The sequence below is a fragment of the Aeromonas sp. FL131 genome (assembly GCF_049860615.1).
Lineage (GTDB): Bacteria > Pseudomonadota > Gammaproteobacteria > Enterobacterales > Aeromonadaceae > Aeromonas > Aeromonas hydrophila.
Genome location: NZ_CP187595.1, coordinates 1,980,413 through 2,005,876 on the forward strand (window position 1 = coordinate 1,980,413; position 25,464 = coordinate 2,005,876).

The following is a 25,464-nucleotide window of genomic DNA, read 5'->3' on the forward strand; positions in this document are numbered from 1 at the left end:
CTGCCTTTGCGTCGAGCTGCAGTGTAAGAGGAGCGGCCAGGCGGGATATAGCCGGGCAGGATGGACACTCTGTTCAAGCCACTGAACGAGTCGGCGCCTAGAGCGCCTCTATTTTCACCTTGATAAGCCCGGCGCGAGGATTGCCGATGGCACTGAAGGCCGCTTTGGAGAGGTCGATGATGCGCCCGCGCGGGAAATTGCCCCTGTCGTTGACCCTGACCACCACGCTCTTGCCGTTGGCGAGGTTGGTGACCCGTACCATGGCGCCGAAGGGCAACTCCATGTGGGCGGCGGTGTTGGCGTGGCGCTGATACGGCTCGCCACTGGCGGTGCGCTTGTTGTGGTAGCGATCGGCGTAGTAGGAAGCGAGCCCCGTCTCGCTATAGCCGCGCCAGCTGCCGCCGTGGCTCTCGTCATAGCGGCTGCTGCAGGCCGCCAGCAGCACGGTGAGCGACAGCAGCAGCCCCTTTCGCAAAAATTGCCCCTTTTCAACCATGTGCCTTGTCCTTGCTCCCCTGCGGGGTTGTCGATGCCAATAAAGCGGTAGCGGGCATGAGCGAACCGGCGTGGTGCCGGCCAGCCATGGCCGCGCCGCTACTTTGCCACAGTTTCCAAACACAACGGGAGGCCAAGCCTCCCGTTTTCATACCTCGTCCGTCAGCCTCTGTCAGGCGATGAGCTTGTCGTCGGCGAAGCCGAAGCCGCGCAGCCCCACCACATGCACATGCTCGTGCTTGCCCTGCACCTTGCGGATGAGCTTGTAGGTGGTGCCCTTCTCGGGGCTGATGTTCTCGGGCGCCGCGATAAGCAGCTGCATATCCTGCCGCTCGCACAGCTCGAACAGGGTGGCGATGGATTTGCCATCCAAGCGAGCCGCTTCGTCCAGGAACAACAGGCGGCAGGGGGCGATATCTTTGCCGCGCAGACGGCGGGACTCCTCCTCCCAGCTGATCAGCACCATCAAGAGGATGGCCTGGCCGGTACCGATCGCCTCACCGGTGGAGAGCGCGCCGCTCTCGGCCCGCAGCCAGCCATCGGCGCCACGCTGCACCTCGATCTCCAGCTCCAGGTAGTTGCGATAGTCGAGCAGCACGTCGCCCATCACCTGATAGCTGCGATCCCCCTGCTCCACTTGCGGGTTCAAGCGCTGGAACAGTTTGGCCATCGCCTCGGAGAAGCTGAGCTCCTTGTCGGCAAACAGATCGTTGTGCATGGCGGTTTGATCCGCCAGCGCCGTCAGCAGACGGGTGTGAGCCTCGCGGATATTGACGTTGAGGCGCACCCCGCGCACCAGACCGAAGGCGATGTTCTGCAAGCCCTGGTTGAGCACCCGGATACGGTTCTGCTCGCGGCGGATGATGTTGGTGATCTTGGCCGCCACCTCGTGGGAGGAGAGGGACAGATGGGTTTCCCGCTGCTTGAGCTCGTCGGCCAGACGGGCCAGCTCGATCTCCATCTCCTCGATCGCCTCCACCGGATCATCGGAGCGGATGATGTCGTTGCGGATGCGATCTTTGAGGTAACGGTACACCTGCACATAGAAGGCCACCTTCTGCTCGGTGCTGCGGTTGCCCTCGGAGAGACGCAGCGCATCGCGCAGGGCCTCGTCGTGGGCCACCGCGACCCGCAGGGCACCGAGGGCCTTGTCCGACATGGAGCGCAGCTCGTCGCTGTCCAGATAAGCCAGCTCGCGCTTGTTGAGGCGCTTCTCGACGTCGGTCTCCCGCGCCAGCCGCACCACCCGCGACCAGCTCGCCTTGTGACCCACCAGGGATTTACGGGCGCCGTAGTAATCCTTGCCTTCCAGCTTGAGACGACCGCCAAGGGATTCGATCTCGCGCTTGGTTACCTGCAACTGGGCCTCGGCGCTGGTGCGACGGGAACGGGTGCGGATCAGCAGCTCTTCGATCTCTTTCTTGTGGGCGCGCGCCTTCTCTTCCATGTCGTCAGAGAGGGTCAAGCCCATGGCCGCCAGCTCCTGCTCGAACTCGGTCAGGGTCTGGCGCTTGGCCTCGACGCTGGAGTTGAGGGCGGTGCGCAGCTGCAACGCCTCGGTGTGGCGCTGGGCAATCTGCTTGTGCTGCTCGCCAGCGGTGCGGGCCGCCAGCTCGGCAGCTTTAAGCTTCTCTTTGAGTCGCTCGCTCATCTCGGACGCTTTGCCCAGCAGGTCTTGCGCATCCTGATAGGCAAAGTGCGGCAGACGGGCCACCAGCTGATCGAGGGCGTAGCAACGGCGCTTCTGCTCGGCCAGCAGGTCACTCACCTCATCGTAAGCTGCCTGCAGCGCGGCCAGATCCTGTGGATCCTGGCGCAGCACCTGCACCATGGTTTCCAGCTTCTCAAGCGCCTTGCCGTGTTTGACGATAAAGGCTTCGGCCTGTTTCAGTGCTTCCACATCGGCGTGAGCCGCCTCGAGGCGGGCCGCCAGGTCTGTCTCGGCAAACAGGTGGGCAAAGGGCAGCATGCCCTGCACCAGCTGGATATGGCGAGTCAGCTGGGCAGCAGCCGCTTTGGCATCCGCCAGCTGCTTGTTGCACTCGGCTATGGTTTCTTGCAGCTTACGCTGCTCGTGCTGTTTGGCCTGCACTTCCGCTTCCGGGTCGGGGCGGAAGGCGATGTCCAGATGCTGACCGATAAAGTCGCGGAAGTGGCCGTAGAGACGGTGGAACTTCTGCTGCTCGAAGGCGGCCTTGGCATAACCCTCGATGAGGCCTTCGCGTTCAAGGTCAAGCTGCTCGATGCGTTTTTCCCGGGCGGCGCGGCCAAACAGCGGCAGCTCGGGGTAGCGGGAGAAGCGCACCTGACGCTTGCTGGCGCGCACCAGCACGGCGTCCCCCAGCTCGTCGGCTTCCACCAGATCCTCGTCAAAGGAGTCGGGGTTGCCCTGAATGAGGTAGATATCTTCCGGGCAATCTTCCAGCTTTTTCAGCCGCTCGATGGCACCTTCCAGGTCGAGCACCACCAAAGCGCTGCGAGCCGGGCCGTAGAGCGCGGAGTAATAAGGGGCATCGTCGATGGAGATGTCGTCATAGACATCGGAGAGCAGCACCCCCCCCACCTGCTCGGCGATGCGAGCCAGGCGCGGATCCGCCTCGCCGGCCCCCAGCTGCAGGTTGCGAATTTGCAGCTCTAGCGCCTTTTTCTGCGCCGCGATGCGGTTGCTCTCCTGCTCGAACTCGCGCTCCTTGTCGAGCACGCTCTGCATGCCGGAAGAAAGCTCTTCGGCGGTGGTGAGCGGCAGACCGCTCTGCTCGCGCAACTGCTCAAGTTTTTCAAAGGATTTGAGCCAGCGCGGCGCCAGCTTGGTGAGCTCGCTGATATCGCGGCCCAGCTGGGTGCCCTGATGCTCCAGGCTGGCGCGGCGCTGGTTTACCTCCGCCTGTTGCTCGGCCAGCTCTTCCTGACGGGTGCGCTGGGCTTCGAGGAAGATCTCCAGCTCGTCCTGGCTGGCGATAAGCTGGCCAGAGGCCTGCTGCAGCTCGTCACGCAAGCGCAGCAGCGCCTGCTGGCTTTCGCTCTCTTTCTCGAGGCGAGCCAGCGCGGCGCGCAGCCCCTGCCCCTGGGCGATGCGGGCCTTGTCTTCGATGTGACGCTTGAGCAGCGCCTGCGCGGTAGGCCAGGCGGCCTCGCGCACTGTCTCGGGGGCGATGCTCAAAAGCAGCGCCAGCGCCGCTTCGTGCTCGGCCACCGCCGCCTTGGCCAGCGCCAGCTGTTGCTCGGCCCCCAGCACCCGGCTGGTGAGGCTCTGTTCGGCTGCGCGGAACTGATGCAGGGTGTCGCTCGCCTGTTCGGCGGTCAGCCCTGGCAGCTCGCACTGCTCGCGGGCAGTCTCCAGCGCCTGCACCGCCTGACGGTACTGGATGGCACGGGTCTGCTGGATATCGAGCGCCTGCTGGTAGTCGGCCAGCTGGGTCTTGAGGCTGTCTACCTCTGCCTGCGCCAGCTCCTTGCGCTCTTCCACCTCCAGCAACTGGCCATGGATCTCCTCCACGATCGCCTGCTGCTGCTCCAGCTTGTCCATCAGCTCCGCCAGATCGGCGCGATACATCTCGATCTTCTTCTGCAAGGAAACCGCTGCCATCACCTTGGCCAGGTGCTCGGCGGCCGATTCCAGCTCGTCGGTCAGCAGTTTCTCACGGTTGGTGAGCTGCTCCACCTCGTCGGCCAGATAGATGGCGCGCTGCTTCTCCTCGGCCAGCAGGCGACGCTTGCCTGCCAGCTCCTGGCGGGCCTTGAGGGCCAGCTCGGAGAGACGATTCTTCTCGGCGGCGTTGCGCACATAGTCGGCCGCCACATAGTGGGTGGTCTCGGTAATGAGGTTCTTGAACAGATCCCGCTGACCCTGGGTCTCTTTAATGGCTTCCAGAGTACGGCGGTTCTCGTAGATGGCCGCCTCCATGTCCTGGAAGGCCTTGCGCACCCCGGAGTTCTCCGGCAGCAGGTATTCACGCAAGGAGCGGCTGATGGAGGAAGAGATGCCGCCGTAGAGGGAGGCTTCGATCAGGCGATAGAACTTGCCGCGATCCTTTTGATCACGCAGCTTCTTCGGGGTGATGCCAAACTCGAACATGAAGTTGTGATAATCGGTCACCGTATTGAACTTGGCGACCTTGAGCGCCCCCAGCTCGGCGGCGGCGCCTTTCAGATCGGCGAAGGCACGTACCCGCCCCTTGCCGTCATCGAGCTTCTCCAGCAGCAGATCGGTGGGTTGCAACTGCTCCGGCACATCCACCAGCGCAAACGGGGTGATGTTGACCTTGTTGTCACGGTTGGCCACCTGCTCCAGGTGAACACCGACCCAGATCCGCTGCTCGCGGCTGTTCATCACTTCCAGCAGCGAATAGCAGTGGCCGCGCTGCAGCTTGCCGTAGAGCCCCTTGTCGCGGGAGGCGCTGGAGGAGCCCGCTTCCGTGGTGTTACGGAAATGGAGCAGAGACTGGTCGGGAATGAGCGCCGCGATAAAGGCCGCCATGGTGGTGGACTTGCCCGCGCCGTTGCCGCCGGACAGGGTAGTGACCAGCTGGTCGAGATCGAAGGTGCGGGCGAAGAAGCCGTTCCAGTTGACCATGGTCAGGGATTTGAATTTGCCTCTCACGACTTTGCCTCCATCTGGGCCTTGGATTTAACGCTGCAGGTCATCTTCCACCTCCAGTTCAAGCTGCTCTTCATCGAGATCCGCCTCGATATCCTCAAACAGCGAGTCGCTGCTCGGCATTTCGTCGTCGTGGAAGATGGCCTCGCCCTCCTGGATCATCCGCAGCTGGACGGCGCGCGGATCCTCATCGGAGCGCACGTCGGCGGCAAAGCGGAACACCGATTCGTTGACCCGGAATTTGTCGCTGTTGCCAAGGGCGGTGATCATGCCCAAGCGGCGCAGACGGCGCATGGAGGTACGGATCTTCTCCAAGAGCTTCTTCTTGTCCAGATCGGTGCCGCCGGAGCGGCTGTTGACCATCCGCAGCAGCTGCTTCTCGTCGGCCAGGCTCAACACCTCTTCTTGCAGTTCGCCCATGGCGAACACCCCTTCCGAGGCGAGCCGATCTGGGCTTAAGAACAGGTAACAGAGAACCTTGCCCACCAGCATGTCGAGCTCGGAGAGGACGGTGGTGCCAATGTCGGCGCTCGGGCGCGGGCGCAGATAGAAGAAGCCTTCCGGCGCTTTGATCAGTTCAACCTGATAGCGGCCGTAGAAGATCTCCAGCTCCTGGTGGTACTCCACCAGCGCCGAGTGCTGTTCGAACTCGTCGGCACTGATGTGGCGGCCGGAGCGCAAGGCGGTGTCGATGCGCGGAAACAAGGGGTTGGCAATCGCCTCTGCGAGCCGCAGCGGCAAGGGAAACTCAGTATTGATCAATGACATAGGCCTGAACCTTGGATCCAGCTTGGTTAATGGGTTTCCATGCGGGCTGACGATGCAGCTGGTGCTCGCCGCTGGCATGGCCCAGGCGCACGGCCTGGTCGATCAGAAGACGCGCCACGTCGAAGTGGGCATGGGCCGGGTAGTCCAGCAGGTATTCGCGCAGCACGTCGGCGAGATCCAGTTGCTGGCCCTGCTCGGGGTAGCGAGCCAGATAGCGCTCGATACGCTCGGCCAGCTCCTGGTTAATGTCGACCATCTCCATGTACTCCATCTCGAGGGGCACTTCGCCGGTCACCTCCTCGTCGTGGATGGCGATGGTTTCGTCGCGCAGTTCCAGCAGGCGCGGCTCCTCAGCCACCCGCAGCAACCAGTTGTGTTGCTCGAAGTTGCGGATGGAGTCGCGCAGCCGCTGGCTGAAGGCGCGGTTCTTGTCCATGTCGATGGCGTTGCGGATGAACTTGTGGACGTGCCTGTCATAGCGGGCCCACAGCTCGATGCACTGCTGGCCCCAGCTGGTGATGACGTCCAGCCGCCCCTGCAGGGCATGAGTCAGTTCCTCGACGTGGAACAGATCCTCGCGCCCCTGCGCCGCTTCCTGAATGTTGAGCAGCCCCGCCTGCAGGCGGTGGCCGGCGGCGTCCAAGGTATCTTGCAGCTCGCGCAGGGTCTGGCCGGTCTCGTGCAGCAGCTTTTCGCAGCTGTGGATGGCATCGACCCAGTTCTGGGTCAGCAGGGCCGCGATCTCGCTTTTGACCTGATTTTGCTGCTCATCCATGGCGCGCTGGGTCAGATCGATGCGCCCCAGCGTCTCTTCCAGCGAGAAGGTGAGCCGTGGCAGCACCTCGGCATCCCACTGCTCGCGGGTGTTGGTCTCGAGCGCCGCCTTGCGGGCGGTGTCGAGCTCGGCCGCCAGGTGTTCGAGCAGGATGGAGAGCTTGATGGAATCAACCTGGCGCTGATCCATGAAGAAGTCGACGATGCCCATGCCAAGGCGCGACAGGCGATAGAGGCTCTCCCCCGCCACCATGTCGGTGTTGAAGCGCGACAGCAGTTGCTGACGAATGAGATCATTGATGGCGTTGTTGGCGCGACCGGTGAGGGTCTCGTCCATCTGGCCGAAGGCGTTGCTGACGTAGCCAAAGGCATCGTGCAGCGCCGCTTCCGACAGATCCGATTCATCTTCGGACAGCGTCTTGATTGCAATCAGAAAGGCCAGCCGATCGGTGGGCAGGTTCAACGCCAACCCCTCCTGCCTGACCCATCCCACCATTTCGGGCAGGGTACGGGATGTACTCATCATGATGTTGTCATCTCGTTGTTGTATTGGGCGCAAAGCCTTGCGCGCGGCTACATCCGGTAGCATCAAAAAAGGGGGCCTCAGCCGGTGGGTTTTTGCGCCATCACGTGGATATAGCGCCCCAGGGAGATAAACGGCTCTTGCCGGCAATATTGCAGCTCCATGGCCAGCAGATCATCGAACTTTTCCCGCTGATCCTGCTTGTGGCGCATGTAGTCGTGGATCACCCGCACCCCGGTCTTGCCGATGATCTTGAGCCCGCCCCGGCCAATCCAGTCATAGACCTGCTCCGGCAGCTGGGGATTGGTGGGGGTCAGCGCAGTCTGGCGCTTCTTGTTGAGCCCCTGGCGCACATAGTCAAAATTGCCCACCACCAGGCTCTGAAACAGCAGACCGTGACGGTTGTAAAAAAGCAGCGACAGTATGCCCCCGGCATTGACGAAAGGGAACAGACCGAGCAAGGTCTGGCGCGGCTCGGCGAGCCACTCCAGCACAGCGTGACAGAGCACCAGATCGAAGGTGCCGGTCACGTGTGCTTTAAGATCCTGAATGGGGCAATGGATGAGACGAATTCTGTCTTCCAGCCCCTTCTCGGCGATCTGGCTGCGGGCCAGTGCCAGCATTTCCGCCGACAGATCGCACAGCTCCACCTGATGGCCCATAGCCGCCAGCTTCTGGGCGAAATAGCCAAAGCCGCCCCCCGCATCCAGGATGCGCAGCGGCCGGTTGCCCAAGCGGGCCAGGCAGGCTTCGATGTCGCTCCAGACCACTGTGGTGCGGATGCGCCCCTTGGTGGAGTCATAAATGTTGCGGGCGAACTTGTCGGCGCGCCCGTCAAAACTCTGATCTTGCTTCAAGACGAACTCAACTCTGTGGCCACGGGAAACGGGCCTGACGAAAAAGAGGGTATTCTGTCACATCCCGAATTTGCTGAAAACTCAAGGCGCAGCTCCCTCCCCCAGGTGATTAAAAAAACATCGAGCCGCGCTCACTTTGCCCCCGTTTAGCGCTTTTCGGGGTTGTGCGGGCAGTCACTGCACAACCTGCGTGCCTTGATGGCGCCATGCTGCCTTGGGAAGAGGCGCCTATACAAGGGCGCCAAAATCCTTAATAATTTTTTAATGCATTGTTATATAAGGAATAACAAGTGGACGCCCTGTTTGACCTCAAAAAGTGGCTGGGCCAGCTGCTGATGCCGCTCCCCTTCTCCCTCAGCCTGCTGCTGCTGGCGCTATTGCTGCTCTGGTTCACCCGTTTCCAGAAGACCGGCAAGCTGCTGGCCACCCTCTCGCTGCTGCTGGTCACCCTGATGGGGATGCGACCGGTGAGCTACGAGCTGGCCCGCGGGCTGGAGCAGACCTTCCCCCCCTTCGAAGTGAGCCAGCACCCCGACATCGAGGCCATCGTGGTGCTCGGCAACGGCCATGTCAGCGACCCGGCGGTGCCCGAGCGCTCCTGGCAGAACAATATTGCGCTGGCCCGCACCCTCGAGGGGGTACGGCTGGCCCAGGCGTATCCGCAGGCGGAGCTCATCTTCTCCGGTTATGTGTCCGGGGATCCCCTGTCCAACGCCGAGGTCAACGCCCGCATGGCGGTGAGCCTCGGCATTCCCCGCTCGCGGATGACGTTGTTTGAAAACAACAAAGACACCCACGACGAGGCGGTCAGCATCGGCCGTCATCTCAAGGGCAAGCAGGTGGCGCTGGTGAGCTCGGCAACCCATTTGCCGCGAGCCATGGCGCTCTATCAGGGTCAGGGACTGAACGCCGTGCCCGCCCCCACCGACTACACCGCCAAGCAGAGTCAGGTGGCCCAGCCCCTCTACAGCTACCTGCCAAAAGGGCGCTATCTGATGTATTCCGAGGCTGCCATTCACGAATGGATTGGGGTATGGTGGGCCCGTTTGCGGGGGCAGGTTAACGATTGAGCAATCGAGCCTTTCATTCCTGATTTGGATCAGGAAAGCGAAAAAAAATTACGTCATTTGCCGCCGGGTCAGCTATCTTGGGCTCGGTTCAATTCATATAATGTCGCGCAATCAAATGCCTAGGAGATATACAAGATGAGACAGCACCTGGTAATGGGTAACTGGAAACTGAACGGCACCAAAGCTTCCGTCGAAGCTCTGATCAAAGGACTGACCCCGGCTGCTGCCGCTCATCCTTCTGTGCAAGTCGCCGTCTGCCCGCCGGTTATCTTTTTGGGTCTGGTTGAGCAACTGACCGCCGGCAGCAAGATTGCCTACGGTGCCCAGAACGCTGACGTTCACGAGTCCGGCGCCTTCACCGGCGAGAATGCTCCGTCCATGCTCAAAGCCTTCGGTTGCACCTACTCCCTGGTCGGCCACAGCGAGCGTCGTACCCTGCACGCAGAGACCGACGACGTGGTTGCTGCCAAGTACGAAGCCATCCAGAAAGGCGGCCTGATCCCCGTGCTGTGCATCGGTGAGACTCTGGCTCAGTTCGAAGCCGGCACCACCAACTCCGTGGTCGAAACCCAGCTCAAAGCCGTGATCGACCGTTGCGGTATCGCCTCCTTCGAGAACGCCGTCGTGGCTTACGAGCCGGTATGGGCCATCGGTACCGGCAAGACTGCCACCCCGGAAATCGCTCAGGCCGTTCACGCCCACATCCGTCAGTACCTGGCCGGCTTCGACGCCGCCGTGGCTGCCAAGGTACAGATCCTGTACGGTGGTTCCGTTACCGGTGCTACCGCTGCCGACCTGTTCGGTCAGCCGGACATCGACGGCGGCTTGGTGGGTGGCGCGTCCCTGAAAGTGGACGACTTCTCCCAGATCATCGCTGGCGCGGCCAAGTAATCGGCTGCCATGGAGGGGGCGCTTGCCCCCTCCTGCATATCGCTTTTCCTATGGCAGCCGCCGCATCCCATAGGAAAGCCGATATAGTAAAAGTGGCTTGTCTCATTCAACCATTTCGTATTCGACAACTCAGATCCAGAGGCACTCATGACCAAACAAATCAAACGTATTGGTGTTTTGACCAGTGGTGGTGACGCACCGGGTATGAACGCAGCCATCCGCGCCGTGGTGCGCGCCGGTCTGCATCATGGCCTGGAAGTCTACGGCATCTATGATGGCTACCTCGGTCTGCACCAGGACCGTATCGTCAAGCTGGAGCGTCACAGCGTCTCCGACGTGGTCAACCGTGGTGGTACCTTCCTCGGCTCCGCCCGTTTCCCCGCCTTCAAAGATCCGAAAGTACGCGCCGAAGCGATCGAAAATCTGAAAAAGCACGGCATCGACGCCCTGGTGGTGATCGGTGGTGACGGTTCCTACATGGGTGCCAAGAAGCTGACCGAAGAGGGTTTCCCCTGCATCGGCCTGCCGGGCACCATCGACAACGACATCGCCGGTACCGACTTCACCATCGGCTTTGATACCGCGCTGAACGTGGTGGTAGACGCCATCGACCGTCTGCGCGATACCTGCAGCTCCCACCATCGCATCTCCGTGGTCGAGATCATGGGCCGCCACTGCGGCGATCTGGCCATGTCCGCCGCCGTTGCCGGCGGTGCCGAGTACGTGATCGTGCCGGAAGTGGCGTTCGACAAGGACAAGCTGCTGCAACAGATCAAGGAAGGCGAAGCCAAGGGCAAGAAGCACGCCATCATCACCATCTGTGAGCACGTCACCGACGTGAACGCCCTGGCCAAGGACATCGAAGCCCTGACCGGCCGCGAAACCCGTGCCACCATCCTGGGCCACATCCAGCGTGGCGGTACCCCCACCGCACGTGACCGCATCATGTCCAGCCGCATGGGCGCCTACGCCGTCGAGCAGCTGCTGGCCGGTCACGGTGGCCGCTGCGTCGGCATCCAGCGCAACGAGATGGTGCATCACGACATCATCGACTGCATCGAGAACCTCAAGCGCCCGTTCGATCAGGAGCTCTACGATCTCTCCACCACCCTGTTCTAAGCCCCGCTTTCAGGTTGCTGTGACAAAAGCCCTCCACTGGAGGGCTTTTTCATTGGGCCCTGCTCGCCACGCCCGGGCCATGATGCCACCTCGTTACAACCATCCTTGCTCTCCTCGCAGCACTTCCTCTGTTTATCGCCTGCCCACCATCCCCCTTCTTCGGGGCTCCTTGACCCGTTAACCGATTCAAGTGGCATTGCTTCGGTTCAGGGCTGAAACAACGCGGTACACAACCCTCTGCAGTCCGGCTTCTGCCAAGAACAGCACCACCTCTCTACACACTCTTCTTGCTCTGCACACTCTTCTTGTGCTCTGCACCCTGGCGTTGCCGACCGCAGGCGCCCTGTCGGGCCGCCAACATGCCTGGAAAAGATCCGAACAGAGACGAAAAGTGGGCCGACAGAACACCATCAGCGAAGGGGATTTTGCAAAAAGACGGGAAGAGACATGTCAGAAGGTGGCGTCACGACAGGGAAAAAGCGTTCGACTGCGACAAAAACATGTTGGAGACGGAAAATGGCGCTGACAGCCGCCCAAACCATGGCGAGGTCATCACTCCCCCCTAAAAATCGTCATTTTTTGCCGACATAATTTTAAAAAAACAAAAAAGCCTCATATAAAACCCATCATTGATATCGCAATGAAATGAACTAATGCATTGTTTTAATTGAAATAACTTAAGATGCCATGTCTCTACACCGCATGACATGACCATCAAGGCGATAAAATGAGCTTAAAAATGCAAAAATGAAGCTTTTGATGCGCACTAGACAGATTAAAGCCAATAAATGCAACTTACTATTGTTTTACCGCACAATTGTGGTATCTTGGTTCCATCAACAGTCAGCCAAGGGAGACAAAATATGAAAGAGTTTGTGGTTACTGCAGTTTTTACTGTGTTTTTCACTCTGGTTGCCGTCTCTCTGCCGTCACTGTCACAGCTTTGAGGCGGTTAGTTGCCCACCCAGTGATCCTGATGGGCAACGACAGGCATCGCCACGCTGGTTAATTCACCGCTTAATGTCATTTTTTGGTGGTTCATAGAAAACAGCGACCAATACGGCCATTAGTACGACCAAGCGAACATAATTACAGCTGCCTGCCAGAGGCAGCGCGTCAACAGGGGGAGCCAGTGGCTCCCCCTGTTGCATTTGCGTCTGCGGGATTTACTCTTGCCCCCCTGCCCGTCACAATGTCCGCTGGATTCGCCATGCAGGAATTACCATGACACAAGATGCGCTAAGCCATTGGCGTCGTGATCTTCATCGTCTGCCCGAAGCGGCCTGGTGTGAATTTCGTACCAGCTCCCTCATCGCCCACCACCTCAGTGAACTCGGTTTCTCCATCATGCTGGGCGACAAGCTGCTGGCCAGCAACCTCATCATGGGACGCAACATCGACGTGCAGGCCCAGAAGGAGCGAGCCCTGCGCCAGGGTGCCCATCCGGACTGGCTGGGCAGGATAGAAGAGATAACGGGCGTGATGGGGCTGTGGGACAGCGGCCGTCCCGGCCCGACCCTGGCCTTTCGCTTCGACATCGATGCGGTGGAGGTCGAAGAGAGCCAGGATGAGCTGCATCCCCCCAGCCAGGAGGGGTGGCACTCGCGCAACGCCGGCTGGATGCACGCCTGTGCCCATGACGGCCATACCGCCATCGGGCTGGTACTGGCCGAGCGGATCGCCGCCCTCGCCGATCGGTTGAACGGCCGCATCAAGCTGTTCTTCCAGCCCGCCGAAGAGGGCTGTCGCGGCGGCAAGGCGCTGGCCGCCGGCGGTCAACTCGACGACGTGGATGCCCTGCTGGCGCTGCACATCGGCATTCATGCCAACAGCGGCGAGCTGGTGGTCAATCCCACCGAGTTTCTCTGCTCCACCAAGTTCGACGTTGAGTTCATGGGGCGTGCCGCTCACGCGGGGCTTGAGCCCAACGCCGGCAGCAATGCGCTGGCGGCTGCCTGCATGGCCACCACCGCCATGCTCGGCATCGCCCGCCACCGCGATGGCATGACCCGCATCAACGTGGGCCAGCTCCATGGCGGCAGCGGCCGCAACGTGATCCCGGGTCACGCCCTGTTGCAGGGAGAGACCCGGGGCGCCACGCCGGCCCTCAACGACTACATGTTCAGCCAGGTGCAGCAGATGGTGGAAGGGGCAGCCATGATGCAGGGCGCCACCTACCTCATCCGCAAGCAGGGTGAAGCCATCGGCATCGACAACAGTCCGGCCCTGCTCGAAGAGATCATTCCGCTCGCCCAGGCGCTCAAGCTGGAGACCATCCATACCCGCCGTTTCGGCGCCAGCGAGGATGCGGGCTTTCTCATCGAACGGGTGCAGCGAAGCGGTGGCGAGGCGGCTTACCTGATCCTGGGGGCCAATCTGGCGGCGCCCCATCATCACCCGGAGTTCGACTTTGACGAGGCCGTGCTGGCCCCCGGCGTTGCCTTACTGGAGTCCTGGCTGCTGGCTCGCCTCGGCCGCTAGCAAGCAGCCGGATCAAACAAGGCAGCCCGTGGGCTGCCTTGTTTTTTTCACCCCTTGTGTGGCAAGGGGCTCGATTGCATCTACTGTCCCAGCACGATGGCCGAGAGGTGGGCGAAGTGGTGGATCTCGTGGGTCGCCTCGCACGGACCATCCTGGCGAGCCGGGTTGTACCAGCAGGTTGCCAGCCCCTGCGCCGCGGCGCCGGCGATATCGGTCTTGGGGTTGTCCCCCACCATCAGCACCCGCGCCGGATCCGGGCGCTGCATCAGCTCGAGGGCATGCTGGAAAATGGCCGCCGCCGGCTTGGTCACCTGTACCTCGTCCGAGATCACCAACGGCTCGAACCACTCGTTCCAGCCCAGCTTGTCGAGGCGACCGCGCTGCGGCAGGCTGAAACCGTTGGTGATGATCCCCATCTTCACCTTGCTCTTCAACGCCTGCAGGGTCTCCACCACCCCCTCCAATGGCATGCTCAGGGCGATGATCTGCTGCAGGAAGGTATCGTTCATCGCCATCGGCGCCACGTCCACCTGTTCGGCAAACAGGGAGAAGCGGGTCTGCTGCAGGTGGGCGGCATCAATCTCGCCGGAGTTGTACTGCTGCCAGAGCCGGTGGTTGAGGGCATGGTACTCCGCCATCTTGGGCGGGGTCGGCGTCACGCCGTAAATGTGCAGCGTCTGTTCCAGCGCCTGGGCGACCGGGAAATCGAGCAGTGTTTCGTCCAGATCGAACAACACCCAGTCATAACTTGGTTCTTTCACGGGATCCCTTACTGTTCTGGTTGATCAAATTCATTGCGCCGCCCCAGCGGGCCGGCCAGCAGATCCAGTGTCAATCTGACCCCGAATCCGGTCACCTCGCTGCTGACCACGCCATTGCCACCCTTGTTGCGAAAACCGCTCAAGTCGAGGTGCAGCCAGGGGGTCTGGGCGGGGACGAAGCAGCTGAGGAAGCGGGCCGCATCGATGTGATCCGGCGACGAGCCCGGCGCACACTGTAACAGATCGGCCCACTCGCTATCGAGGTTGTCGTCGTAGTCCTCATCCAGCGGGAAGGGCCAGATCCGCTCGCCGCTGCGCTGGCCAAGATTGATCAGCTCCCCCAGCCACTGGGGGCGGTTGGTGAAGGCGCCGCTGTAACGGCTGCCGAGCGCCCGTTTGCAGGCCCCGGTCAGGGTGGCGTAGTCGATCAGCAGATCCGGATTGTCCTGCACCGCCATGCAGAGGGTATCCGCCAGCACCATGCGCCCCTCGGCATCGGTATCCACCACCTCGATGGTGGTGCCGTTGAGGGCGGTCACCACCTCCCCCGGCCGGTAGGCGAGCGGGCCTATGTGGTTCTCGGCGATGGCGAGCCAGCAGTGCACCTCATAGGGCAACCTGGCCCGACTGATGGCATGGAGCGCCCCCAGCGCCACCGCGCTGCCCCCCATGTCCAGGTGCATGCCATACATGCTGCCGGAGATCTTGAGGTTGTAGCCGCCCGAGTCGTGGCAGATCCCCTTGCCCACCAGCGCCAGCCGCCGCACCGCATTGGGCGGACAGTAGCTCAGCTTGACCATGGCGGCCTGGTTGTCTTCCGAACCGCGCGCCACCGCGATGAAGGCGCCAGCCCCCCGCTCGGCGAGCTGGGCCTGATCGTATTCATGCCACTGCCACCCCTCGCTCTGGGCGAGCTGACGTACCCACTCCCGGTAGCTGCGGGCGGTCAGATCGGAGGCCGGCGACACCGCCAGATGGCGCGCCAGACCGTTGCCCTCCGCCTCGGCATAGATCCGCGCCAGATCCAGCACGCAATTGGGGGACACCGAAATCTGCTGGTAGCGCCAGGGATCCTCGCTGCGATGCTTGTGACTGGGCAGCGGCACGTTGGCGGCTAGCAAGGTGGCCAGCACCAGTTCGGCCAACAGCGTGGTATCGGCCTCGTCAAAACCTTCCAGGTGCAGCCCCAACCGCTCGATTTTGAGCCCGGCCAGCGGCGCAACCCAGCCGCGCACCTGCTTGTAGAGGGCATGATCGCGCGTGGGGTGTGCCGGCAGGAAGATCAGCAGTTGCAGGGTATTGTGCAGCACCAAGCTGTAGGGCGCTTTCTGCCCCAGCGCGATCTGGGCGCCGACGGCGGCAAACTCGGGCAGGGCCAGCAGGCTTTCGCGGCGATCTTCGGCGCAGATCAGCAGGTTGGCGGCCAGGCCGTTGGTGAGGACGGCAGCGAGGCCGGCGTCGTGAATGTCGATCTGCGGCGGCAGATAGGTAAATGGTTGCATCATTGGGCAAGGCCCTCATCCATGAAGAGATACCAGAGATGATACCCAACAAAGCGGGGTCACAGCCAGATTTGCACTTGAAAATCAATATCAAGCGTGAAGGCGACACAAAGCAGAAAACCGCGAAGGCGGCTGGATGAAAAACGGTGAGATTGAGGTAATAGAGAAAGGAATTTGGTTGCGGGGGCCGGATTTGAACCGACGACCTTCGGGTTATGAGCCCGACGAGCTACCGAGCTGCTCCACCCCGCGTCCGAATTGTATTGCCACCACAAGAGACAGAGCAGTTGTCCCTTGCTGTCTTCGTCTCCACCGCCGCGCAATGCGCTTGCCATGGACACAAGTAGTTGGTTGCGGGGGCCGGATTTGAACCGACGACCTTCGGGTTATGAGCCCGACGAGCTACCGAGCTGCTCCACCCCGCGTCCGTATTTTTTCGTTCAGGCTGAGCAGTAGCCTGTTCGAATTCTCTTGTTTATCAGACCATTGCAAGGCAATTCTGATACAAGAACTCAGATGGTTGCGGGGGCCAGATTTGAACTGACGACCTTCGGGTTATGAGCCCGACGAGCTACCGGGCTGCTCCACCCCGCGTCTGAGGTCGCCAATAATAGGCGCCGGCGCTCAGATTGCAAGTAAATATCCTAAAAAAACTTCATTCGAAGATTAAACCGGCACAAATCGCAGGAATTTGCAACAGAGCGCCGATTTTTCAGACAAGCAGGTTTGGGGCCAGCTTGGCGCACTACACTCAGATGGTTTGTAACTCCTCGTTTTGGGTAGGTTTATCATGCGCATCTCCGCCGGTCATTGCCGTCAATTAGGGGCCACACCCGAGCACGACGGCGTCAACTTCGCCATCTGGGCTCGCCTCGCCAGCCGGGTCGAACTGCTGCTGTTTACCAGCGCCGACGACGCCACGCCGGAAGTGATCCCGCTCTCCCCTCGCCTCAACCGTACCGCCTACTACTGGCACATCCATATAGAGGGCATCGAGCTCGGTCAACGTTATGCCTATCGCATCCAGGGCCCCTGGCGCCCCTACTACGGTACCCGCTTCGATGCGGACAAGGTGCTGCTGGATCCGTATGGCCGCAGCATCGAGCTGGGTGCCAACTATGATCGCTGGGCGGCGGCCCGCCCCGGCAGCAACCTGGCGGAGTGTGCCAAGAACCGGGTGGTGGACACCCGCCACTACGACTGGGAGGGGGACAAGCTGCCCGCCCACTCCCTCTCCCGCTCGGTGATCTACGAGCTGCACCTGGGGGGCTTCACCAAGTCGCCGAGTTCAGGGGTCGACCCCGCCCTGCGCGGCACCTACCTCGGTCTCATCGAGAAGATCCCCTACCTGCAATCCCTCGGCGTCACCGCGGTCGAGCTGCTGCCGGTGTTCCAGTTCGATCCCCAGGACTCCCCCAGAGGGCTCTCCAACTACTGGGGTTACAGCCCCATGTCGTTTTTTGCCCCCCACGCCCAGTACGCCAGCGGCGAAGATCCCCTCACCGAGTTTCGCGACATGGTCAAGGCGCTGCACCGGGCCAACATCGAGGTGATTCTGGACGTGGTCTACAACCACACCGCCGAGGGAGGCGACGATGGCCCCACCTTCTCGTTTCGGGGCATCGACAACGAGGCCTACTACATCCTCGACGCCAATCAGAAGGACACCAACTATTCGGGCTGCGGCAACACCTTCAACGGTGCCCACCCGGTGGTGCTGCGCATGATCATGGACAGCCTCCACTTCTGGCGCCAGGAGATGCACGTGGACGGCTTTCGTTTCGACCTGGCAGCCATCCTGTCGCGGGACGAATCGGGCCAGCCCCAGGCCAATGCGCCGACCCTGCGCACCATCGATACCGATCCTCGCATCGCCGACATCAAGCTCATTGCCGAGGCCTGGGATGCAGGGGGCCTCTATCAGGTGGGCAGCCTGGCCGGCGCCCGCTGGCGCGAGTGGAACGGCCAGTTCAGGGACGACGTGCGCCGCTTTCTGCGCGGGGATGACAATGCGGTGATGCCCTTCGTGGAGCGGCTGTGCGGCAGCCCGGACATCTACCACTACCATCACGCCGATCCGGAGAAGAGCATCAACTTCGTCACCTGCCATGACGGTTTCACCCTGTGGGACTGGGCCAGCTACAACGGCAAGCACAACGACGCCAACGGCGAGCAGAACCGGGATGGCTGCGATCACAACTTCAGCTGGAACCACGGCCAGGAGGGGCCGAGCGAGGATCCCCAGATCAACGCCCTGCGGCTACGGCAAGCCAAGAACATGATGGTGGCCACCCTGCTCTCGGTGGGTTCCCCCATGCTGCTGATGGGGGACGAGGTGCTGCGCACCCAGCACGGCAACAACAACGGCTACTGCCAGGACAACGACACCTGCTGGATGCAGTGGCAGCCCGACGCCATGGGCCAGGAGATGTTCCGCTTCATGAAGGAGCTGATCCAGTATCGCAAGCACCTGTTCCAGCGCCCGGAGCAGGAGAGCATGCCGCTGTCGCTGACCGAGATCCTGCGCCACAGCGAGATCTGCTGGCACGGGGTCAACGCCGCCCAGCCGGACTTCAGCCCCCACTCCCACGCCATCGCCATGTCGGCCCTGTCGAGTGAAACCCGGCTGGCCCTCTACGTGCTGTTCAACGCCTACTGGGAGCCGCTCACCTTCAATCTGCCAAGCCCCCCCAAGGGGGTCGGCGGCTACTGGCGCCGGATCCTGGATACCGCCCTGCCCTCGCCCGAGGACATCAGCACCTTCGGCATGCCGCTGGAGGGGCTGACCCGGGAGTACCTGGCCCAGCCGCGCAGCAGTTGCCTCTTCATCTGCGGCGCCGACGACTTCTACTAAGGGGTGGCTTGCAGCCAGCAAAAAGCCCACCCCGGGCAACCGGGGTGGGCTTTGTCATGACGCCAGTCTGTCAGACCAGCTGGTGCAGCACGCTGGTCGCCGCAAGCTGGGCGATGATGAGGCCGCACAGGGCGGTGGAGACCACCACCGGCGCCGTCTCCTGCTGGCGATAGAGCGGGCTGAACCAGAGCAGCAGGGCCGCGATCAGCAGGGCAGCCTGGGTCAGCACGCCGGGGATCAGGGCATCGAGGCTGGCGCTGCTTCCCTGCCAGCCCACCAGCACTGCCAGCCAGAGCAGACTCAGGATGGCGGCCACCAACCCGGCCAGCGGCAGCAGGGTATTGAACGCCTGCAGGCGGTGACGGGCCCGCAGCAGCATCAAATGGGCAAAGGCCGCCCCCAGCAGCACCATCTGCAGCAGACCGCCGAGCCAGCCCTGGATCTGCAGCAAGCCGATGCCATAGACCAGCAGCGGCATGGCCGGCAGCCAGAACAGCGTGGCAGGAATGGCGCGCTTGCCCTCCAGCCTGGATTGAGCCAGCGACAGCGCCACCCCCAGGATCAGGGCGGCAGCACCACTCCAGATCAGCCAGTCGGCCGCCTTGGCCTCCACCGCCAGCATCAGGGAGAGGCCGGTGATCACCCAGACCGAGAAGAGCTGGGTGGTGATCCGCGAGCGCTGACCCGGGCAGAGATCACCGCGCCAGAGCACCAGGACCAGCGCGATGAGGGCCCCCAGCGCCATCAGGCCGGTCAGGGGAAAGAGCCAAAAAGGGAGTTGGACGAACATGACGCCTCCAGCAGCAAGGATTCAGAACGCGCCGATGGGCGCCGGATGAAGGGGCCGAGTATACCCAAAGCCGCCGCCATCCCCAATCCCTGCCGGGAGCACGGCCGTCATTGACCACTGGCGATCAGACGCAGGCAACGGGTGCCAGCGGCCTTGCCTGCCAAGAATGCCAGGCCCTCGTCATCCGCTGCGACCCGAGCCGGCAGCGGTCAGCCCTGGCCGCGGGCCAGCGCCACCACCCGGGCGAACATCTGGCGCAGCACCGGCGGGATGTGCTCGCCACCGAGCCGCTCCGCTTCCTCCACCACCGCCAGCGCCATGCCCGGCTTGCTGCGATGATGAATCGCCTTGTTGATGATGCGCCCGGCGTTGAGGGTCGAGCGCCCCCCCACGCCGGCTTCACGCCGGAACACCGCCTCGAAGCCGTTGTGATAGAGGTAGTGCTCTATGTCCGCCGCCGGCAACTGGGTCAAGCGATCCCGCTCCCGCTCGCCCTTGAGCAGGGAGCGGGCCGAGGTGGCGTACTTGACCCCCGCCTCGTCGCCGTCGGTGAGCAGATGCCACTCGATGCCGAAATCTCGCGCCACCTTGATAAGCGGTGACTGGCCGCACTGGGCAAACTCGATGATCCGTACCCCCTCCGCCCGCAGGCTGTAGCCGCAGATCTGGGCAAGCTCGGAGAGCAGCCAGATCTCGGTCTCCCCCTCCACCAGCAACCAGCAGCGGGCAAACATCGACATGGGGCGGTTGATGCGCACGTGGAAGGCTATCTTGCGCAGATCGTCGCTGCTGTAGCGCTCGCCCCCCAGCTGATGGCAGACGATGTCCTGCTGGCGGCGCACCAGCCGGCGGATCTGGTTGAGGGGCAGCGAGGAGAGCAGGTCCCCCGAATTGGTGGTGAGCAGCTTCTGCCCCGGCAACTGCTCCAGCAGCCCCCAGGCCAGCGCCAGCATGGTGGGGTGCAGGCGGCTCTCCGGGTCTTCCAGGATCATGATGGGGCGCGCCCCCTGCTCCAGCTCCCGGTTGCCCCGCGCCTGCAGCAGGGTGGCCGCCATGCCTGCCATCGCCAGTTGCAGCGCTCGGTTGTCGGCATTGCGCAGCAGCGCCTGCAGATTGCCGGGGTTGCGCAGGGTCATGGGGCGATTGACGATCTCCCGCTGGCTGCGCGGCTTGTTCTTGATGGGGGCCAGCGCGTTGAAGTAGTGATCCATCAGCTGGCGCACCGCCTGCAGCGCCTCCTTGAGCTCGGGCTCGCCGATGCGCTGGGGCTCGTCGATCAGCTTGTCGGCCAGCTCGCTCAGCCGGTGCTCGGAGAGATCCCCCCACTGCAGGGTCTCCACCCCGTTGCGCGCGGTACGGGCATCCCGCAGCCGGAACACCGGGTTCATGGTGATGAGCAGGCAGACCAGCTCATGGGCATCGTCGATGGGCAGGCTCTTGCCAATGCCGTCGAGAAAGTCGTGGGTGGTGGTGACGCTGCCATCGCTCTGCAGTTCGGCGCTGGCGCGGTAGTGAATGCGGTGAAACTTGTCCTTATGCTTGACCCAGGCCGCGCCAAGTCTAGCCAGCCGGCGGGAGTGCAAGCACATCTGGGGTCTGTGCTCGCTGAAGGTGAGCACCAATTGCAGGTGGCGGGCCGGTTCGAGTTCGGGATCTTCGGGCTGGTGAAAGTCATCGCTGCTGAACTGATAGGGCTCGGCATCCTGACCCAACAGACACCAGAGGGCGCGCAGCAGGCTGGACTTGCCCCAGGCGTTTTCGCCGATGAGCACTGTGGTGTTGTCCAGCCCGAGCGAGAGGCGATTTATTCCACGAAAACCTTTGACTTCAATGCGTTCCAGAAACATGCGGCCATATCCAGTCCATCCTGATGGCGCAATAGTGGCAAAGTTGTCGGGAAAATCCTATCGGGTCGTGGCGATTTTCAGCGGGAACTGTGAGGAACGAGCGGTTCGGGCGGGGTCGGCATGCCAAGGCGGCCCTGAGGGGCATTCCAGTGGCTAAACCAGAGGTGGCGGGTACGGGTCTGACGTTTGCGATGATTCAAGGGCAACTCCTGTGCAGGTTGAAGGAACGAGGCTCCCCCTCGTTGCCAACCAATCTGCCGCTTATCTGTGACAGGAGGATGACAGCTGGCTGCGCCACTGGCCTGGCGTCAGGCCAAACGCCTCCCGGAAGCGGTTGCCAAGATGAGCCTGGGACGAGAAGCCGCACTGGATGGCGATACTGGCCAGGGAGTCGGCGCCGGCCAGCAGCTGCTTGGCCCGCTTGAGCCGCAGCCCCAGCAGGTAGCGATGGGGCGGGCAGCCGAGGCTCTGGCCGAACATGCGGGCGAAGTGGTATTCGCTCAGGCCCGCCTCCTGCGCCAGCTCGGCCAGGGTGACAGGTTCGGCCAGATGGGCCAGCAGGTACTCCTGCACCCGCCGGATCACCGCTGGCGCCAGGCCGCCACGCACCTCGGGCAGCGGCGGCGCCTCCCGGGTGTGGTGGCGATAGGCGTGCAGCATCAGCATCCAGGCGCCGTGGGAGAGCGCCATCCGATCCACCTGGTGCTGCCAGTCCAGCTGCATCAGCTGGCCCTGCACCAGGGTGGCGGCCTTGGGATCGTCGATGAAGGTCTTGTCTTCCAGCTGCAGGTGACGCCCCTCCTTGTCGCACACCTCTTCGGCGATGCGGGTCAGGTGGGCCGGAGTGAAGTAGAGGTGGAAGAAGCGAAACTCCTCGCGCACCAGCCACTCGGATCTGTGGTGATCCGGCATGATGCACACCTTGCCGGTGCCGCCGTGGCCGCCCGGGCCGTCCAGCCGCTCGGTCTGCTCGCCCCCTTGCAGGTAGACGCTCAGGGTATGGTGGCCCGGCTTGTGGTAGCGGGTCTGATCGTAACAGTTGCGCCAGCTGGCGACGCCAAGGCCGGGTTCCAGCCAGCAGGCGTTCTCCAGGCGCGCGCCCGTGCTGACCAGTGCATCGAATACTCCCGCCGGCTTAGTCTGCAGCACCCGCTCCGTTCCTCTTGTTGCTTGCCTGATGGCCCTTGTGCGCCATCTTAACGCGGCGCGGCGGCAAAGGCTGCGGCTGCCCGCAAAAAACCGCAAGATGGTGTAAGCCCGCCGTCATCGCCCGCTGCATGCTGATCCCATGTCGTTGTCATCTCACCGGATACCCCATGAATCTGATGCTCTATCTTGCCACCGTCCTTATCTGGGGCAGCACCTGGATCGCCATCGCCTGGCAGCTTGGCCCCATTCCCATCGAGGTCTCGGTGCTCTATCGCTTCGCCCTGGCGGCGCTGGCACTGTTTGCCCTGCTCACCGCAAGCGGCCGTTTCCCGCGCCTGCCCTGGGCGGGCCAACGTTATGCCGCCCTGCTCGGCGGCCTGCTCTTTTCCACCAACTTCCTCTGTTTCTACCACGCCACCCTCTACATTCCGAGCGGCCTGTCGGCGGTGATCTTCGCCAGTGCCAGCATCTTCAACGGCCTCAACCTCTGGCTGTTCGAGGGTAAAAGACCCGGCCTGCGCTGGCTGCAAGGATCCTTGCTGGGGCTCCTTGGCACCCTCTTGCTGTTCTGGCCGGTGCTGGCGGATGCGCAACTGGGTGCAAACGGCTGGAAGGGGTTGCTGCTCGCCTGCGGCGGCACCCTCTGCTTCTCGCTCGGCAATCTGGTCTCGGCCCGCGGCCAGCGCCAGGGCTACCATGTGCTGCAGCTGGTGCCCTGGGGCATGGTCTACGGAGTGGTGTTGCTGCTGGGCTGGGTCACATTGCTCGGCCAGCAGCTGGTGATCCCGACCGATGGTCACTACCTGGCGGCCATGGTCTATCTCGCCCTGTTCGGCTCGGTCATCGCCTTCACGGCCTACCTCACCCTGGTGGGGCGGATCGGGGCCAGCAAGGCCTCCTACGCCACCGTGCTGTTCCCCCTGGTGGCGCTGACGCTCTCCACCTTCTACGAGGGGTTCGTCTGGCAGCCTGTGTCGGTGGTGGGGGTCATGATCAGCCTGCTTGGCAATCTGGTGATCTTCGCACCGCCCCTGCGGGAGTGGCGCCTGCGCCCCGTCAGAACGGCGAAGGATGCTTGATCCCAACCCCGCCAGCCCCTAAGGTAACGCCTTCCTACGAAGACGACGGGAGGCGATATGTTACTGGAAGGGCTGGAGACACTCTGCCTGCTGGCCAGCGAAGGCACCATGGCCAAGGTGGCCAGCCGGCTCTATATCAGCCAGTCGGCGGTGAGCAAGCGCATCGCCCAGCTGGAACAGCGCCTCGGCAAGAAGCTGGTCGAGCCGGACGGGCGCCAGATAAGGCTCACCCCCCAGGCACAAGAGCTGCTGGCCCGGGTCGCTCCCAGCCTCGCCGAGATGAAGGGGGTGCTGGCCGACAGCCAGATCCTCACCGACCTGACTCCCCTGCCCGTCGCCTGCTCCGAGACCCTGCTGGCGGGCTACCTCGCCCGCTTCATGCACGACTACCTGCGACAGGATCCCCACCTCGCCCTCTCCACCCACCATACACCGGTCATTCTGGCGCGGGTGCGCAGCGGCGATGCCCTGCTCGGCATCTGCGCCGGGCGCCTGCCACCGGGCCACGGACTGGAGGCCAGACTGCTGCTGGAGGAGCCCTTCTATCTGGTGGAAGGCGATCAGCGCGAGGGGGAAAACGCCGATCAAGACCTGCGCCAGATCCTCACCATGGACCTGGACAACCCCTCCAACCGCTACCTGCGCGAACCGCTGGCGGCCCTTGGCCTCATCCCCGCCATGGAGCTCGACTCCTACCTAGCGTTGATCGAGCTGGCCAAGGCCGGCATCGGCCCTGTGCTGCTGCCGGCCGGCCTGCTGGCGCTGGTCGGCGCACAGGGGCCCCAGGCTCGCCCCCTCGCCGGGCTCGCCCGCCCGCTGCACCTGGTCTATCGGCCAAACAGCCTCAAGCGTGCGCGCATCGCCCAGCTGGTGCAGGCCCTGCAAGCCCACTTCCAGCCGCTGGCTGGCTGAGCGCCACAACACAAGGGGCCCGATCTTGCGGATCGGGCCCCCTTAGTGTTGACAGCCGTGACTGCCGCTGTCGGCGAAAAGCGCTTACCCCAGCCAGGCAAACAGCTCGGGGTACTGGCTCCACACCAGCTTGGCGGACATCAGCAAGGAGACGGTCACCAGCAGCGGCTTGATCAGCTTGACCCCTTGCTTGAGCACCATTTTCGAGCCGAAACGGGCGCCGATGAACTGGCCCAGCGCCATGCAGAAGCCGACGCTCCACACCACCTTGCCCCCCAGCGCGAAAAACAGCAGCGAAGCGATGTTGGAGGTGAAGTTGAGCAGCTTGGTGTGGGCGGTGGCCCGCGCCATGCCAAAACCCGCCAGCGCCACGAAACCGATGGCAAAAAACGATCCCGTGCCCGGTCCGAAGAAGCCGTCATAAAAACCCACCCCGCCGCCCACCAGCAGGGCGAACGCCATGGGAGCGAGGCGGCGGGAGCTCTCGGCATCGCTCACCCGGGGAGAGAAGAAGAAGTAACAGGCGAAGGCCATCAGCAGGAAGGGCAGCAACCGCTCCAGGATGGCGGCGTCGATGGTCTGCACCGCCAGGGTGCCGAGCGCCGCGCCGATGAAGGTGCAGATCACCGCCGGCCAGATGATGTGCCACTCCAGCAGCCCCTTGCGGGCATAGAACCAGGTGGCGGAGAAGGAGCCAAAACTGCTCTGCAGCTTGTTGGTGCCGAGCACCAGCGCCGGCGGCATGCCGGTGGCGAGCAAGGCGGGCACCGTCAGCAGGCCGCCCCCGCCGGCAATGGCATCGATAAAGCCGGCCACTAGGGCCACACCGAACAGGGCAAGCAGGGTAAATAGTTCCAATTCCATCCATAGCCTCACAACATTGACGGGGCCGGCAAGGGCCCGCACGGCGCAGGCTCGCCATGAGCCTGATGAACAACGCTGGTCGCTATCCTAATGGGGCTTGGCTCATGAAGCTAACGAAACAGTGGCAGGCA

At 62.8% G+C, this 25,464-nt stretch carries 19 protein-coding genes and 3 tRNA genes; 7 read left to right on the forward strand and 15 right to left on the reverse strand.

Going from position 1 to position 25,464, the window contains the following annotated elements:
- Window positions 1–97 precede the first annotated feature (97 nt).
- From ACPW75_RS09285 to cmoM, 5 genes are all read right to left on the reverse strand, one after another.
- Window positions 98–496: a septal ring lytic transglycosylase RlpA family protein gene (locus ACPW75_RS09285; protein WP_017410169.1), complete on the reverse strand. Its 399-nt coding sequence runs from the start codon at window positions 494–496 to the stop codon at window positions 98–100.
- 171 nt (window positions 497–667) lie between these two features.
- Entirely contained in the window at window positions 668–5,095 is a 4,428-nt protein-coding gene (mukB, locus tag ACPW75_RS09290) for a chromosome partition protein MukB (RefSeq protein WP_077097516.1), read from the reverse strand.
- Between the two features lie 27 nt (window positions 5,096–5,122).
- On the reverse strand, window positions 5,123–5,860 hold the full coding sequence (mukE, locus tag ACPW75_RS09295; RefSeq protein WP_077097518.1) for a chromosome partition protein MukE: 738 nt from the start codon (window positions 5,858–5,860) through the stop codon (window positions 5,123–5,125).
- Window positions 5,841–7,160: a chromosome partition protein MukF gene (gene mukF / locus ACPW75_RS09300; RefSeq protein WP_077097520.1), complete on the reverse strand. Its 1,320-nt coding sequence runs from the start codon at window positions 7,158–7,160 to the stop codon at window positions 5,841–5,843. The genes mukE and mukF overlap by 20 nt, the downstream gene beginning before the upstream one ends.
- A gap of 77 nt (window positions 7,161–7,237) precedes the next feature.
- Window positions 7,238–8,014: a tRNA uridine 5-oxyacetic acid(34) methyltransferase CmoM gene (cmoM, locus tag ACPW75_RS09305; protein ID WP_029303111.1), complete on the reverse strand. Its 777-nt coding sequence runs from the start codon at window positions 8,012–8,014 to the stop codon at window positions 7,238–7,240.
- A gap of 299 nt (window positions 8,015–8,313) precedes the next feature.
- Between cmoM and elyC the strand changes: the two genes are divergently transcribed.
- The 4 genes from elyC to ACPW75_RS09325 all read left to right on the forward strand — a co-directional run bounded on the left by elyC (window position 8,314) and on the right by ACPW75_RS09325 (window position 13,575).
- Window positions 8,314–9,084: an envelope biogenesis factor ElyC gene (gene elyC / locus ACPW75_RS09310; protein WP_179101491.1), complete on the forward strand. Its 771-nt coding sequence runs from the start codon at window positions 8,314–8,316 to the stop codon at window positions 9,082–9,084.
- A 135-nt stretch (window positions 9,085–9,219) separates the two neighbouring features.
- Window positions 9,220–9,975 carry a triose-phosphate isomerase gene (tpiA, locus tag ACPW75_RS09315; RefSeq protein WP_011706224.1) on the forward strand — a complete coding sequence of 252 codons (756 nt, stop codon included), beginning with the start codon at window positions 9,220–9,222 and terminating at the stop codon, window positions 9,973–9,975.
- A gap of 147 nt (window positions 9,976–10,122) precedes the next feature.
- Window positions 10,123–11,094: a 6-phosphofructokinase gene (pfkA, locus tag ACPW75_RS09320; protein WP_011706225.1), complete on the forward strand. Its 972-nt coding sequence runs from the start codon at window positions 10,123–10,125 to the stop codon at window positions 11,092–11,094.
- A gap of 1,224 nt (window positions 11,095–12,318) precedes the next feature.
- Entirely contained in the window at window positions 12,319–13,575 is a 1,257-nt protein-coding gene (locus ACPW75_RS09325) for a M20 family metallo-hydrolase (protein WP_043122694.1), read from the forward strand.
- 80 nt (window positions 13,576–13,655) lie between these two features.
- Here ACPW75_RS09325 and yjjG read toward each other — a convergent pair whose 3' ends face one another.
- From yjjG to ACPW75_RS09350, 5 genes are all read right to left on the reverse strand, one after another.
- Window positions 13,656–14,336, reverse strand: coding sequence for a pyrimidine 5'-nucleotidase (yjjG, locus tag ACPW75_RS09330; RefSeq protein WP_077097524.1), 681 nt, complete (start codon window positions 14,334–14,336; stop codon window positions 13,656–13,658).
- 8 nt (window positions 14,337–14,344) lie between these two features.
- A complete protein-coding gene (locus tag ACPW75_RS09335; protein ID WP_077097526.1) occupies window positions 14,345–15,841 on the reverse strand; it encodes a M17 family metallopeptidase in 1,497 nt (498 codons plus the stop codon).
- 172 nt (window positions 15,842–16,013) lie between these two features.
- Window positions 16,014–16,090 (reverse strand) — tRNA-Met (locus tag ACPW75_RS09340).
- A 96-nt stretch (window positions 16,091–16,186) separates the two neighbouring features.
- Window positions 16,187–16,263 (reverse strand) — tRNA-Met (locus tag ACPW75_RS09345).
- Between the two features lie 92 nt (window positions 16,264–16,355).
- Window positions 16,356–16,432, reverse strand: a tRNA-Met gene (locus tag ACPW75_RS09350).
- Window positions 16,433–16,628: 196 nt separating this feature from the next.
- On the opposite strand from ACPW75_RS09350, the gene glgX reads away from it, so the two are divergent.
- Window positions 16,629–18,692, forward strand: coding sequence for a glycogen debranching protein GlgX (glgX, locus tag ACPW75_RS09355; protein ID WP_077097063.1), 2,064 nt, complete (start codon window positions 16,629–16,631; stop codon window positions 18,690–18,692).
- 70 nt (window positions 18,693–18,762) lie between these two features.
- Here the strand turns inward: glgX and ACPW75_RS09360 are convergent, their stop codons facing one another.
- From ACPW75_RS09360 to ACPW75_RS09375, 4 genes are all read right to left on the reverse strand, one after another.
- Window positions 18,763–19,482, reverse strand: coding sequence for a hypothetical protein (locus ACPW75_RS09360; RefSeq protein ID WP_077097065.1), 720 nt, complete (start codon window positions 19,480–19,482; stop codon window positions 18,763–18,765).
- 209 nt (window positions 19,483–19,691) lie between these two features.
- Entirely contained in the window at window positions 19,692–21,329 is a 1,638-nt protein-coding gene (locus ACPW75_RS09365) for an ATP-dependent endonuclease (protein ID WP_042067495.1), read from the reverse strand.
- A 77-nt stretch (window positions 21,330–21,406) separates the two neighbouring features.
- Window positions 21,407–21,529, reverse strand: a complete 123-nt coding sequence (locus ACPW75_RS09370) for a hypothetical protein (RefSeq protein ID WP_254902163.1) — start codon at window positions 21,527–21,529, stop codon at window positions 21,407–21,409.
- Window positions 21,530–21,590: 61 nt separating this feature from the next.
- Window positions 21,591–22,478, reverse strand: coding sequence for a helix-turn-helix domain-containing protein (locus tag ACPW75_RS09375; protein WP_077097067.1), 888 nt, complete (start codon window positions 22,476–22,478; stop codon window positions 21,591–21,593).
- Between the two features lie 167 nt (window positions 22,479–22,645).
- On the opposite strand from ACPW75_RS09375, the gene ACPW75_RS09380 reads away from it, so the two are divergent.
- Both ACPW75_RS09380 and ACPW75_RS09385 read left to right on the forward strand, forming a co-directional pair.
- Complete coding sequence (locus tag ACPW75_RS09380; RefSeq protein ID WP_043161018.1) at window positions 22,646–23,557, forward strand: DMT family transporter; 912 nt, start codon at window positions 22,646–22,648, stop codon at window positions 23,555–23,557.
- 57 nt (window positions 23,558–23,614) lie between these two features.
- A complete protein-coding gene (locus ACPW75_RS09385; protein ID WP_077097071.1) occupies window positions 23,615–24,469 on the forward strand; it encodes a LysR family transcriptional regulator in 855 nt (284 codons plus the stop codon).
- Window positions 24,470–24,553: 84 nt separating this feature from the next.
- Here ACPW75_RS09385 and ACPW75_RS09390 read toward each other — a convergent pair whose 3' ends face one another.
- Complete coding sequence (locus ACPW75_RS09390) at window positions 24,554–25,333, reverse strand: TSUP family transporter (protein WP_011706235.1); 780 nt, start codon at window positions 25,331–25,333, stop codon at window positions 24,554–24,556.
- Between the last annotated feature and the right edge of the window lie 131 nt (window positions 25,334–25,464).